The sequence below is a fragment of the Microbacterium sp. P26 genome (assembly GCF_023712585.1).
Taxonomy (GTDB): Bacteria; Actinomycetota; Actinomycetes; order Actinomycetales; family Microbacteriaceae; genus Microbacterium; species Microbacterium algihabitans_A.
Map to the genome: position 1 here is coordinate 67,259 of NZ_JAMAXZ010000005.1, position 13,309 is coordinate 80,567.

General features: G+C 71.0%; 9 protein-coding genes. All 9 read left to right on the forward strand.

What is annotated here, in order from left to right:
• Position 1: 1 nt before the first annotated feature.
• The 9 genes from hydA (at position 2) to M3667_RS11025 (ending at position 13,308) form a co-directional block, all read left to right on the forward strand.
• Positions 2-1,444, forward strand: a complete 1,443-nt coding sequence (hydA, locus tag M3667_RS10985; RefSeq protein ID WP_251507987.1) for a dihydropyrimidinase — start codon at positions 2-4, stop codon at positions 1,442-1,444.
• An 11-nt stretch (positions 1,445-1,455) separates the two neighbouring features.
• A complete protein-coding gene (locus tag M3667_RS10990; RefSeq protein WP_251507989.1) occupies positions 1,456-2,502 on the forward strand; it encodes a TIGR03842 family LLM class F420-dependent oxidoreductase in 1,047 nt (348 codons plus the stop codon).
• On the forward strand, positions 2,499-3,479 hold the full coding sequence (locus M3667_RS10995) for an ABC transporter permease subunit (RefSeq protein ID WP_251507992.1): 981 nt from the start codon (positions 2,499-2,501) through the stop codon (positions 3,477-3,479). Before M3667_RS10990 ends, M3667_RS10995 begins: the two co-directional genes overlap by 4 nt.
• Positions 3,476-4,276, forward strand: coding sequence for an ABC transporter ATP-binding protein (locus M3667_RS11000; RefSeq protein ID WP_251507993.1), 801 nt, complete (start codon positions 3,476-3,478; stop codon positions 4,274-4,276). The genes M3667_RS10995 and M3667_RS11000 overlap by 4 nt, the downstream gene beginning before the upstream one ends.
• Positions 4,273-5,055, forward strand: coding sequence for an ABC transporter permease (locus M3667_RS11005; protein WP_251507995.1), 783 nt, complete (start codon positions 4,273-4,275; stop codon positions 5,053-5,055). Before M3667_RS11000 ends, M3667_RS11005 begins: the two co-directional genes overlap by 4 nt.
• Positions 5,056-5,134: 79 nt before the next feature.
• Positions 5,135-6,307, forward strand: a complete 1,173-nt coding sequence (locus M3667_RS11010; RefSeq protein ID WP_251507997.1) for an ABC transporter substrate-binding protein — start codon at positions 5,135-5,137, stop codon at positions 6,305-6,307.
• Between the two features lie 88 nt (positions 6,308-6,395).
• A complete protein-coding gene (locus M3667_RS11015) occupies positions 6,396-7,652 on the forward strand; it encodes an LCP family protein (protein WP_251507999.1) in 1,257 nt (418 codons plus the stop codon).
• 97 nt (positions 7,653-7,749) lie between these two features.
• Positions 7,750-8,919, forward strand: a complete 1,170-nt coding sequence (locus M3667_RS11020) for a glycoside hydrolase family 3 N-terminal domain-containing protein (RefSeq protein WP_251508001.1) — start codon at positions 7,750-7,752, stop codon at positions 8,917-8,919.
• 126 nt (positions 8,920-9,045) lie between these two features.
• Positions 9,046-13,308 (forward strand): DUF3418 domain-containing protein, encoded by a 4,263-nt coding sequence (locus tag M3667_RS11025; RefSeq protein ID WP_251508003.1) that lies wholly within the window; start codon positions 9,046-9,048, stop codon positions 13,306-13,308.
• Position 13,309 lies beyond the last annotated feature (1 nt).

Here is a 13,309-nt window from a genome sequence, read left to right on the forward strand (position 1 = left end):
GATGGCGACCACCCTGATCTCGGGCGGCACCGTCGTCAACGCCACCGGAACGGGCGCCGCCGACGTGCTCATCGACGGCGAGAAGATCGTCGCCGTGCTGCAGCCGGGCTCGACCCTGCTGGGCCACGACCTCGCGGCATCCGTCGACACCGTCGTCGACGCCACGGGCAAGTACGTGATCCCGGGCGGCATCGACGCGCACACCCACATGCAGATGCCCTTCGGCGGCACCGAGGCTTCGGACACCTTCGAGACCGGCACGCGTGCCGCGGCGATCGGGGGAACGACGAGCATCGTCGACTTCGTCGTGCAGTACCCCGACGAGAACATCCTCGACCGCTACCAGGCCTGGCAAGACAAGGCCGCCGGGCAGTGCGCGATCGACTACGGCTTCCACCAGATCCTCTCCGACGTGCAGGACAGCTCGCTCACCGCGATGGACGAGCTCATCGCCGAGGGCGTGACGAGCTTCAAGCTCTTCATGGCCTACAAGGGCGTGTTCCTCTCGGACGACGGCCAGATCCTGCGGGCGTTCCAGAAGGGCGCCGACAACGGCGCGATGATGATGATGCACGCCGAGAACGGCGCCATCATCGACGTGCTCGTGCAGCAGGCCCTCGCCCGTGGCGAGACGAGCCCGTACTTCCACGGCACGACCCGCCCCTGGCAGGCCGAGGAAGAGGCCACCCATCGCGCGATCATGCTCGCCGATCTGACCGGCGCCCCGCTGTACGTCGTGCACGTCAGCGCGAAGCAGGCGGTCGAGCAGATCGCCGAGGCGCGCGACCGCGGTCTCAACGTGTTCGGCGAGACCTGCCCGCAGTACCTCTATCTTTCGCTCGAAGACCAGCTCGGCGCCTCGAGCGCCGAGTGGGGCGACTTCGAGGGCGCGAAGTGGGTGTGCTCGACGCCGCTGCGATCGAAGCACGAGGGCCACCAGCACCACATGTGGCAGTCGCTGCGCACGAACGACATCCAGATGGTGTCGACCGACCACTGCCCCTTCTGCATGAAAGACCAGAAGGAGCTCGGCGTCGGCGACTTCGCGAAGATCCCCAACGGCATCGGCTCGGTCGAGCACCGGATGGACCTCATGTACCAGGGCGTCGTGACCGGGCAGATCACGCTCCCCCGCTGGGTCGAGCTGACCAGCACGACCCCCGCGCGCATGTTCGGCATGTACGGGCAGAAGGGCGTCATCCAACCCGGCGCCGACGGCGACGTGGTCGTCTACGACCCGAACGGGCACACCTCGATCGGCGTCGGCGAGGGCCGCAGCCACCACATGAACATGGACTACTCCGCGTGGGAGGGCTACGAGATCGACGGTCGCGTCGACACGGTGCTCTCGCGGGGTCGGGTGGTGGTGGATGCCGGCGGCTACACCGGCGACAAGGGTCACGGTCGCTACATCAAGCGCGGCCTGAGCCAGTACCTGGTCTGAGAGGAGACCCCATGGACTTCGGTGTCGTCCTGCAGACGAATCCCCCCGCCGCCCGCACGGTGCAGCTCTCGCAGCTCGCCGAGGCGCACGGCTTCAGCCACGTGTGGACCTTCGACTCGCACCTGCTGTGGCAGGAGCCGTACGTGGTGCACTCGGCGATCCTCGCGGCCACCCGCCGCATCACGGTCGGCCCCTTCGTGACCAACCCCGCGACGCGCGACTGGACGGTCACGGCCTCCACCTTCGCGACGCTGAACGAGATGTACGGCAACCGCACGATCTGCGGCATCGGCCGCGGCGACTCGGCGGTGCGCGTCACGAACGGGCAGCCGACGACGCTGAAGGCACTGCGCGAGTCGATCCACGTGATCCGCGAGCTCGGCAACTCCCGCGCCGTGGAGTACAACGGCGCGACCCTGCAGTTCCCCTGGAGCCGCGGATCGAAGCTCGACGTGTGGGTGGCCGCCTACGGCCCCCTCGCGCTCAAGCTGACCGGAGAGGTGGGCGACGGTTTCATTCTGCAGCTCGCCGACCTCGACATCGCCGAGTGGATGATCAAGACCGTGCGGGAGGCCGCCGAGAACGTCGGACGCGACCCCGACGAGATCGCCTTCTGCGTCGCCGCCCCGATGTACATCGGCGAGGACACCCCCGAATCGCGCGCGCACATGATCGAGCAGTGCCGCTGGTTCGGCGGGATGGTGGGCAACCACGTCGCCGACATCGTCGCGAAGTACGGCCCTTCGACAGGCTCAGGGACCGAAGGGAACGTACCGGCTGCCCTCACCGACTACATCGCCGGCCGCACGGGATACGACTACAACTCGCACGGCAAGAGCAACAACGACCACGTCGACTTCGTGCCCGACGAGATCGTCGAGCGCTTCTGCGTGCTCGGCACCGCCGAGGAGCACATCGCCAAGCTCGAGAAGCTGCGCGCGCTGGGCGTCACCCAGTTCGCCGGCTACCTGCAGCACGACAACAAAGAGGAGACGATGCGGGTCTACGGCGAGAGCGTGATCCCCGCGCTCACTCCCCCGGTGACGGCGAAGCGGTGACCGATCAGGCGGTGGCCCCCGGCTCCGTGACCGGGGTCGTCCCCGACACGGGCGGGCGGATGCCGCGGCGCGGGGCCGCACATTCGTCGGGGCTGGTCGCCCGGGTGGGGTGGGGCGTCGCGGGCGTCGCCGCCCTCGTCGCGCTCTGGGAGCTTTACAAGCTCCTCGGTCCCGCCGACGGGGTCACCGTGGGCGGCGACGGATCGGCCGGATCGGGCGTCATCCTGCTCCCCCGCACCCACGACCGCGCCATGCCGCACGTGTGGGACATGGTCGCGCGGATGTTCCAGCCCACGAGCGGCGGGGCGACTCCCCCGCTGATCGTCTCGGTGCTCGAGGCCGCGGGCACCACCCTCGGCCTCGCCGCGGTGGGCTGGGTGATCGGCGTGGTGGTCGGCGGCATCCTGGGCATCGCGATGCAGCGCTGGCGCCTGGTGGAGTGGGGCCTGCTGCCCTGGATCGTGGTGAGTCAGATCGTGCCGCTCATCGCCTTCGCCCCCGTGGTCAACGCGCTGGGCAACCAGATCGACCGCGCGGGGGTGGTGCCGTGGCCGCAGTGGTTCTCGGTCGCCCTCATCGCGTCGTACCTCGCCTTCTTCCCCGTCGCGATCGGAACCCTGCGCGGACTCGAGTCGCCCGACGCCCTGCACCGCGACCTCTTCCACACCCAGTCGGCGGGATGGTGGCAGACGCTCGTGCACCTGCGCCTGCCGGCCGCCGTTCCGCACCTGCTGCCGGCGCTCCGCCTCGCCGCCGCCTCGGCCGTGGTCGGCGCCGTCGTCGCCGAGGTGTCGATCGGCCTGCGCGGCGGCATCGGCCGCATGCTCATCCAGCTCGCCGGTCAAGCCTCGTCCGACCCCGCCGCCCCCTGGGCACCGACCTTCGGCACCGTCGTGATCGGGCTCGTCGCCGCCGCGGGCGTCGCGCTCATCGGCGTGACGCTGCACCGCTTCCGTCGCGGAGAGGAGACCCGATGACCACCCCACCCACCCCCGCCGTGCACGCCACCGGAATCGGGAAGGTGTTCCCCGCGGCATCCGGAGAGGTCACCGCCCTCACCGGCGTCGACCTCGAGGTGGCCGCGGGCGAATTCGTCTCGCTCATCGGGCCGTCGGGCTGCGGAAAGTCGACGCTGCTGCGGCTGATCGCCGACCTCGACGACGCCACCGCGGGAGAGCTCACCATCTTCGGCAAGACCGCCCGGCGGGCCCGCCTCGACCAGGACTACGGCATCGCCTTCCAGCAGGCGGGACTGCTGCCGTGGCGCACGGTCGCGGCGAACATCGCGCTGCCGCTCGAACTGCACCGGTGGGCGAAGGCGAAGCGCGACGCCCGCGTGGCCGAACTCGCCGAGCTCGTCGGCCTGTCCGACTTCGTCGGCCGCTACCCCGACCAGCTCTCGGGCGGAATGCAGCAGCGCGTCGCCATCGCCCGCTCTCTCGCCGCCTCGCCCCAGCTGCTGCTGATGGACGAGCCGTTCGGCGCCCTCGACGAGATGACGCGCGAACGGCTGCAGACCGAACTCGCCCGCATCGCCGCCGAGACGGGAGCCGCGGTGGTCTTCGTCACCCACTCGATCCCCGAGGCGGTCTTCCTCTCCGACCGCGTGGTCGTCATGAGCCCGCGCCCCGGCCGCATCACCGACGTGATCGATACGCGCCCCGGACGCCCGCGCGACGAGGCCCTGCGCGAATCGCCGGAGTACTTCGCGCGCGTCACCGCCGTGCGCGAGGCCCTGCACGGCACTCCCCTGCAACGGGTGAACGAGCGATGACGGCCACCCGCCTGCCCTCGTGGGTGCGGTTCGCGGCGCCCGTGCTCGTCGGAGTGCTCGGCCTCGCGCTGTGGTTCGCCTACGTGGCCTCGGGCTCCGCCCCGCGCATGCTGCCCGACCCGATCGCGATCGCGGGCGAGCTCACCGGGCGGATGCCGCTGGTGGCCGAAGCCGCCGCCATCACCGGCACCAATGCGCTCGTCGGCCTCGTCGCGGGCAGCGTCGTGGCGGTCGCCCTGGCGGCGCTGGCCGCCACCTGGCGGCCCGTCGACGGTATGACGGCTCCGCTCATCGCCGCCCTCGCGGTCGTGCCGATCGTCGCCCTCACGCCGATCCTCAACACGATGTTCGGCGCATCGAGCCAGTTCGGCCGTCAGGCGGTGGCCGGGATCGCCGCCTTCGTCCCCGTGTTCGTCAACACCCTGCGCGGCCTGCAGCAGACCCGGCCCGTGCAGCGCGACCTCTTCCGCGCGACAGCAGCGAACGGTTCGCAGACCTTCCGCCTGCTGACGCTGCCCACCGCCCTGCCGTACCTGCTCACCGGCATCCGCGTCGCCGCCTCGCTCGCGGTCATCTCGGCCCTGGTCGCCGAGTACTTCGGCGGACCCGCCGACGGCATCGGCACCGCGATCGCCACCTACGCCAAATCCGGACGCGCCTCGCTCGCCTGGGCGTTCGTCGCGGGCGGCATCGCGATCGGTCTCGTCTTCTTCCTCGTCACCTCGCTGCTCGAACGCGTCGTCTCGCGACGCCTCGGCGCGGGGCGTCCGCCGGCCTGACCGGCACCTCCACCCGCCCTCGACAGAACAGGTTCCACTCGCTCCACACCTGCACCACCCGCCTCCCGAAAGGACACCCATGTCACACAGCACACGTCGCGCCCTCGGCGCGATGGCCGCACTCGCCGCGGCATCCCTCGCCCTCTCCGCCTGCGCCGGAAGCTCGACCCCCGACGCCGCCTCGACGGAGGACTTCACGCCCCTGACCTCGGTGAAGCTGCAGCTGCAGTGGCTGCCGCAGGCGCAGTTCGCCGGCTACTACGTCGCGCTCGATAAGGGCTACTTCCAGGAGGAGGGCTTCGACGACGTCGAGGTCGTCCCCTCCGGCGGTGACATCGTTCCGCAGGACGCCCTCGTCGCCGGCGACGTCGACTTCGCCGTCGCGTGGGTGCCCAAGGTGCTCGGCACGATGGAGAACCAGGGCGTCGAGCTCACCGACATCGCGCAGGTGTTCCAGAAGTCGGGGACGACCCAGGTGTCGTGGAAGGGCTCGGGCATCACGAGCGTCGACGACTTCGAGGGCAAGCGCATCGGCTCGTGGGGCTTCGGCAACGAGTGGGAGATCTTCGCCGCGATGGCCGACAAGGGCCTCGACGCCTCCACCGTGCAGATCACCACGCAGGACTTCTCGATGAACGCCCTGCTCGACAAGGACGTGGATGCCGCCCAGGCGATGACCTACAACGAGCTCGCCCAGCTGCTCGAGACGGTGAACCCCGCCACCGGGAAGCTCTACACGATGGACGACATCGACGTGATCTCGTACGAGGACACCGCAGGCGCCATGCTGCAGGACGCGATCTGGGCCGACACGAAGCGCCTGTCGGAAGACCCCGCCTACGCCGACGCCGCCACGCGCTTCCTGAAGGCCGTCATCAAGGGCTGGGTGTTCGCGCGCGACAACCCCACTGAGGCCGCCGACATCACCTACACGGCCGCGACCGCCCCCGACGTGAGCGCCTTCCCCGTCGGACCGACCCACCAGCTGTGGCAGATGAACGAGGTCAACAAGCTCATCTGGACCGGCGGCGACTTCGGCGTCGTCGACTCCGCCGCGTGGGACAAGACGGTCAAGGGCGCCCTGGCCGCCAAGAACCAGGACGGCCTCAACCTCATCACGACCGAGCCGCCGGCATCCGCGTACTCGAACGATTACGTGCAGGCCGCGCTCACCGCGCTGAAGGACGAGGGCGTCACCGTCGACGGCGACTACACGCCGATCGACGTCACCCTCACCGAGGGCGGACAGTAATCCCCGCCCGCACGGGGCGGCCGGCAGCGACCGGTCGCCCCGTGCGGGTCTCTCACCTCCGCAGGCCGCGCCGTGGTTGACTGACCGGATGAAGCCTCCTCCGCAGCACGCGCGCCGAGAGCCCGCGTCGCCCTGGCGTCGCGGCGTGAAAGCCGTCGCCATCGTCGCCGCGGTCGTCGTCGTCGCCGCCGTCGCGGTCGGCGGCTTCTACGCCTGGTCGCTGACGAGCCGCCTGCAGGAGGCCGCGGTGCCACTGAAGGATGCTCCGGCCGAGCCGCCCGCGCTGAGCGAGTACAGCGAGCCCTTCGCCGTGCTGGTGGTCGGCACCGACGAGTGCGACGACGTCGTGGCGGCCGCCTTCGGTCCTCGCTGCTCCGACCCCGAGAACGACGGCGCCCGCAACGACGTCAACATGCTGCTGCACGTCTCGGCCAATCCGCGGCGCGTCACGGTCGTGTCGTTCCCCCGCGACCTGCAGGTCGCGATTCCCGAGTGCACGAACGAAGACGGCTCGGTCTTTGGCGGCACCGACAGGGCCTCGATGAACACCTCCTACGAAGACGGCGGCCTGCCCTGCGTCGCCGACACCGTCTCCGGCCTGACGGGTCAGAGCATCCCGTTCGCGGCGAAGGTGAGCTTCGGCAACGTGGTCAACATCACCGACGCGATCGGGGGTGTCGAGGTGTGCATCGGCGGCGACGGAATCGATGATCCGGATGCCGGCATCACATGGGACGCCGGACCTCGCGTGGTCAAGGGCTTCGACGCCCTCGCCTTCCTGCGCACCCGCTACGGCGTCGGCGACGGCAGCGACCTCGCCCGCATCGGCAACCAGCAGCAGTACATGTCGCGTCTGGTGAACAAACTGCGCAGCGACGAGGTGCTGTCGAACCCCGGCACCCTCATCGGCCTCGCGAACACCGCGGTGAACAACATCGAGCCGAGCGAGAGCCTCGCCGACCCGATCCGCATCGCGCAGCTCGCGTACACGCTCAAGGACGTGCCGTTCAGCGAGTTCACGTTCGTGCAGTACCCGGTGCTTCCGGATCCGTACAACTCCAACCACGTGGTCCCCGACGAGGCCTCCGCGCAGGTACTGTTCGACGCGCTGAACAGCAACGCGGCCCTCGCCCTCACCGGTGAGGCCAACGGCAACGGTGGGGTCGTCGCCGACCCATCGGTTCCGACGCCGACTCCCGATGCCTCGGCCCCCGTCGAGGGCACCCCGGCTCCGGATGCGAGCGCCTCCCCCGGCGCCAGTGGCACGCCCGGCGTCGTCGAGCTGCCCAGCAACGTCAGCGGCACCAAGGCCGACCAGGCGACCTGCTCCGCCGGCAACGGCTGATCCCCGCCCCGCCGCCCGCCCCTACGCCCCGCCCCGCGCGAGCGCAAGCCGCCCGCGCGGGGACCGGACGCTCAGGTCGATGAGCCACCATCGAGAGGTGAAGACCGCCCCCCGCTTCTCGATGCTCGTCGTGGTCGCGGCGCTCGCCCTCGCCGGCTGCGCGCCCGCCGCAGCCCCCTCCGCCACCCCGACCCCCTCGGCATCCGCCACCCCCACCCCCACGCCGACCCCCACCCCCACGCGCACGCCCGACCCGCTCGCGGGCATGAGCCTCAGCGACAAGGTGGGGCAGATGTTCATGGTCGGCACCTCGGTCGAGGGCGCCAACCCGACGACCCTCGCGGCCGTGCAGAACGACCACATCGGCGGAATCTTCCTGCACGGGCGCTCCGCGGCGGGAGCCGAGGCCACCGCAGCCCTCGTGCAGGGCTTCACCTCGGCCGTCGCAGCGGGCCAGCCGCCGCTGTGGGTCGCCACCGATCAAGAGGGCGGGACCGTGCAGGTGCTGTCGGGCCCCGGGTTCGACGACATCCCCTCGGCCGTCCGGCAGGGCCAGCGGGACGACGCTTCGCTGCAGGCGGCGGCGACCACGTGGGGCGCGCAGCTCGCGTCGGCCGGGGTGAACATGAACCTCGCTCCCGTGGCCGACATCGTCGCGAGCCCGGATGCCGCGGCATCCAACCCCCCGATCGGCGCGCTGGCCCGCGAGTACGGCTACGACGGCGCCACCGTCGCCGCCAAGGTCGGCGCCTTCGCCGCGGGCATGCGTGCGGGCGGCGTGCTGCCGACGTTCAAGCACTTCCCGGGACTCGGTCGCGTGACGGAGAACACCGACACCCGCAGCGGCGTGACCGACGACACCGTCACCGCCGACGGAGCGGACGTGGGCGTGTATTCGAGTGTGCTGCCGCAGGGGCCCGGGGTCGTGATGCTTTCGACCGCGATCTACGCGCAGATCGATCCCTCGGCGCCGGCTGCCTTCTCGCCCGCCGTGGTCGGTGTGCTGCGCGATCGCGTCGGCTTCGACGGCGTGGTCACCGTCGACGACCTCTCGGCCGCGCGGCAGGTGCAGCCGTGGTCGCCCGCGGATCGCGCGACGCTCGCCGTGGACGCCGGCATCGACCTGCTGCTGGTCTCGGCCGACCCCTCGGTGTACGCCGAAATGCACCAGGCCGTGCTCGCCCGCGCGCAGGCCGACCCCGCGTTCGCCGCCAAGGTCGATGCGGCGGTGCGCCGGATCCTGGCGCAGAAGGCGTCGATGCCGTGAGTCGTCCTGCGTGAGGGGTCACTTTCTGTCGCCTAGCCGCGCGCCAGGCGACAAGAAGCGACCCCTCACGCGAGATTCGGTGCGCGCTGGGCGCCGAGGGATCAGCGCGCGATAGGCTGGAAGGCTGTGTCTGTCGAACCCGTCATCGTCTACCCGCCCGAGCTGCCCGTCAGCGCCGCGCGGGACGAGATCGCGCACGCCATCCGCGACCACCAGGTCGTGATCGTCGCCGGGGCGACCGGCTCGGGCAAGACCACGCAGCTGCCCAAGATCTGCCTCGAGCTGGGCCGCACCTCCATCGCACACACCCAGCCTCGCCGCATCGCCGCGCGCACGATCGCTGAGCGCATCGCCGAGGAGATGCAGGTTCCGCTCGGCTCGACCGTCGGCTACAAGGTGCGCTTCACCGACAAGGTGTCGGCCGACACGCGCGTGGCGCTGGTGACCGACGGCATCCTGCTCAACGAGATCCACCGCGACCGGCTGCTGCGCCGCTACGACACGATCATCGTCGACGAGGCGCACGAGCGCTCGCTCAACATCGACTTCCTGCTCGGCTATCTGCGCCGCATCCTGCCGAAGCGCCCCGACCTCAAGGTCATCGTCACCTCGGCGACCATCGACCCCGAGAGCTTCGCGCGGCACTTCGCCGCGGCCCCGACCGAGCCGGGCGGCGAACCGACCCCGGCGCCGGTCATCGAGGTGTCGGGCCGCACGTACCCGGTCGAGATCCGATATCGGCCGGTCGACGGCGCCGACGACGCGAGCACGACTCCGGAGATTCCGGATGCCGACGACACCGACGCCCCGTCATCCCGCGGGCGAGCGGCGACCGGCCCGCAGAAAGTCCGGAGTTCTGCACGGCCGGCTGCCAAGCCCGGTCGCTCCGACGACGACGCCGACGAGGTCGGAGCCGTCGTCGCGGCCCTGCGCGAACTCGATCGCGAGGCCCCGGGCGACGTGCTCGTCTTCTTCCCCGGCGAGGCCGAGATCCGCGATGCGGCGGATGCCATCCGCGGGGCGTACCAGAAGGACACCTCCCCCACCGAGGTGCTTCCCCTCTACGGACGCCTGTCGGCCGCCGAACAGCACCGCGTGTTCGAGCGCTCGAGCGTCGCGGGTGTGCGCCGCCGTGTCATCCTCGCCACGAACGTCGCCGAGACGAGTCTCACCGTTCCCGGCATCCGGTACGTCGTCGACACCGGAACCGCCCGCATCTCGCGTTACAGCAACCGGTCGAAGATCCAGCGCCTGCCGATCGAGGCCGTGTCGCAGGCTTCGGCCCAGCAGCGCTCCGGTCGTGCGGGGCGCACCTCGCCCGGCATCGCGATCCGGCTCTACTCCGAAGACGACTTCACGCGCCGTCCGGAGTACACCGAACCCGAGATCCTGCGGACGTCGCTGGCATCCGTCATCCTCCAGATGCTGTCGCTCGGCTTCGGCGACATTCAGGCCTTCCCGTTCCTCACCCCGCCCGACTCGCGAGGGGTGAAGGCGGCGTTCGACCTGCTCGTCGAGCTCGGCGCGGTGAAGCTGCCCGCTCCCGGTTCGCGCGGGGCCGACACCTCGCGAGACCGCGACGTGCGCGACGACGGCGACCCGTCCCGGCAGCGCGGCGGACGTGGTCCGCGCGAGGACGGCCCTCGCCTCACCGAGATCGGGCGCGAGATCGCGCGCCTGCCGATCGACCCGCGCTTCGCGCGCATGCTCATCGAGGCGCGGCGTAACGACGTGTCGAGCGAGGTGCTCGCGATCGTGTCGGGCATGTCGATCCAAGACGTGCGCGAACGGCCCGAGGAGCGACGCGAGGAGGCCGACCGCTTCCACGCGCGATTCACCGACCCCACCAGCGACTTCCTCTCCCTTCTGAACCTCTGGGACTACCTCCAGGAGAAGCAGGCCGAGCTCGGCTCGAGCGCGTTCCGGCGCCTGTGCCGCAGCGAGCACCTCAACTACGTGCGCGTGCGCGAGTGGATGGACGTGCACCGGCAGCTGCGGTCGCTCGGGGGCGAGCGCGGCTCGGACGAGGGCGGTGCGAGGGGCTCCGGCGACGGAGGCCGTCGCGGCGGGCGCGCGCGGAACCATGTCCCACTTTTGGCTGGCTCCGACCCCTCCAGGCCGCACAATTCGGGACATGCGGCGACGAAATCGGGACATGGTTCGAAAGCCGGCGACCAGAACACCGCCCTCCAGGGGCACGCCGCCGGCGATGCGATCCACCGCGCGATCCTCTCCGGGTTGCTGTCGCACCTCGGCATCCTGGACCCCCGCACGATGGCGCAGGCCAAAGACCGCAAGGCGCCGGGTGACGCCCGCCCCACCAAGGGCGAGTACATCGGCGCCCGCGGGGCGCGGTTCGCGATCTTCCCCGGCTCGGGGCTGAAGAAGAAGCGCCCCTCGGCCGTCATGGCCGCCGAACTCGTCGAGACCTCGCGCCTGTTCGCGCGCACGGTCGCCGCCGTCGACCCGGCGTGGGCGGAAGAGCTCGCGCCCGACCTGGTCAAGCGCTCGCTCAGCGAGCCGCACTGGTCGAAGAATGCCGGCTCCGCCGCCGCCTACGAGAAGGTCACCCTCTTCGGGGTCGAGCTCGTCGGGCGACGCCGCGTGCAGCTCGCGCGCTTCGACCGGCCGCTCGCACGCGAGATGTTCGTGCGCCACGCGCTGGTGGAGGGCGAGTGGGATCCCTCGGTGCTCGACAAGCGCCTCACCGCGTTCCTCCGCCGCAACCAGGAGCAGCGCCGCCTGCTCGAGAAGATCGAGGAGCGCGAGCGTCGCCGCGACATCCTCATCGGCGACGAGGCCGTGTTCGCGTTCTACAACGCCCGCATCCCGGCCGACGTCACCGACGTGCGATCGTTCGAGACGTGGTGGAAGGACGCCTCCAACCGCACCCCGCACCTGCTCGACCTGCGCGAGTCGGATCTCACCGGCGACCGCGCCCAGGGAGACGACCGCGCCTTCCCCGCGCGCTGGCGGCAGGGCGATCAGACCCTCAACCTCGCGTACCGCTTCGAACCCGGCGCGCCGGATGACGGCGTCACGGTCGTTGTTCCGCTGCCGCTGCTCGCACAGCTGCGCCCCGACGGGTTCGACTGGCAGGTTCCGGGTATGCGCGACGAGCTCGTCACCGCGCTGCTGCGCGCGCTGCCGAAAACCATCCGCCGCAACGTCGTGCCCGCCGCCGACTGGGCGGAGAAATTCTCGGCCGAGCTCGCCGAGAAGGGCCCCGAGCACGCGAACGGTCTGCCGAAGACGACGCTCGTCGACGCCCTCGCCGCCCTCGTGCAGCGCGTCGCGAACCAGCGGGTGAGCGCCACCGACTTCGAGCTCGAGCGGGTTCCCGGCCACCTCATGCCGTCGTTCCGCGCCGTCGACGCGCGCGGCCGCGCGATTGGCAGCGACCGCGACCTGGCGACCCTGCAGCGCCGCCTCGCCGACAAGGCCCGCTCCAGCGTCGAGTCGACGATCGCTCGCCCGGCGCAGCGAGCCGCGAAGGTCGCCGAGGCCTCCCCCGCCTTCGCCTCGCGCTCGAAGCTGACCACCTGGGATCTCGACGAGCTCACCGAGGTCGTCGACACCCCGGTCGCCGGCGGCGTCGTGCGCGGCTACCCCGCCCTGGTCGATGAGGGAGACAGCGTCGCCCTGCGCGTGGAGGCGACGCCCGAAGACGCCGCGCGGCACACGCGTGCCGGCATCCGTCGTCTCCTGCTGCTGGCCGTCCCCTCCCCCGCGACGTACGTGCTCGACCACCTCACGGCGAACGAGAAGCTCGCCCTCGCAGCCTCGCCGTACCAGAACGCCAAGGCGCTCATCGAGGATGCACGCGTGGCCCTCGCCGACGACGTGCTGCTGCGCGAGGCGCCGAGCGGCGTCGTGCGCACGAAGGCCGACTTCGAACGCGTGCGCGACGCCTTCTCCGCGGCATCCGTCGATCGCACCTTCCAGACGGTGTCGCTCGCGGCGAAGATCCTGCTCGCGCAGCGCGAGGTCGACCGCGCGATGAAGAATGCCTCGTCGATCACGCTGCTCGGCGCGCTGAACGATGTGCGCGGGCAGCTGAAGGGCCTGATCTTCCCAGGCTTCCTCTCGCGCACGGGCCTCGCGCGGCTGCAGCATCTGCCGCGTTATCTGGCCGGAGCCCTCGACCGGGTGAAGACGCTGTCCGACAACCCCGGCCGTGACCGCCAGCGCATGACCGAGTACGAGCGCTCCGCCGCGGGCTTCGTCGAAGCCGGCGGGACGGTTCCGCTGCCGGCCGACGCCCCCGCGAACCTCGTGCAGACGCGCTGGTTGCTCGAAGAACTGCGCGTGAGCCTGTTCGCCCAGCGCCTCGGCACGGCCGAGCCGGTGTCTCCGCAGCGCATCGCGAAGGCGCTCAAGAGCGCGTGAG

What these genes read in the sequence shown, in the direction of transcription:
- M3667_RS11005 (WP_251507995.1), top strand. Translation starts at nt 4,273, where the DNA reads ATGACGGCCACCCGCCTGCCCTCGTGGGTGCGGTTCGCGGCGCCCGTG.
- M3667_RS10990 (WP_251507989.1), top strand. Translation starts at nt 1,456, where the DNA reads ATGGACTTCGGTGTCGTCCTGCAGACGAATCCCCCCGCCGCCCGCACG.
- M3667_RS11000 (WP_251507993.1), top strand. Translation starts at nt 3,476, where the DNA reads ATGACCACCCCACCCACCCCCGCCGTGCACGCCACCGGAATCGGGAAG.
- hydA (WP_251507987.1), top strand. Translation starts at nt 2, where the DNA reads ATGGCGACCACCCTGATCTCGGGCGGCACCGTCGTCAACGCCACCGGA.
- M3667_RS11015 (WP_251507999.1), top strand. Translation starts at nt 6,396, where the DNA reads ATGAAGCCTCCTCCGCAGCACGCGCGCCGAGAGCCCGCGTCGCCCTGG.
- M3667_RS11010 (WP_251507997.1), top strand. Translation starts at nt 5,135, where the DNA reads ATGTCACACAGCACACGTCGCGCCCTCGGCGCGATGGCCGCACTCGCC.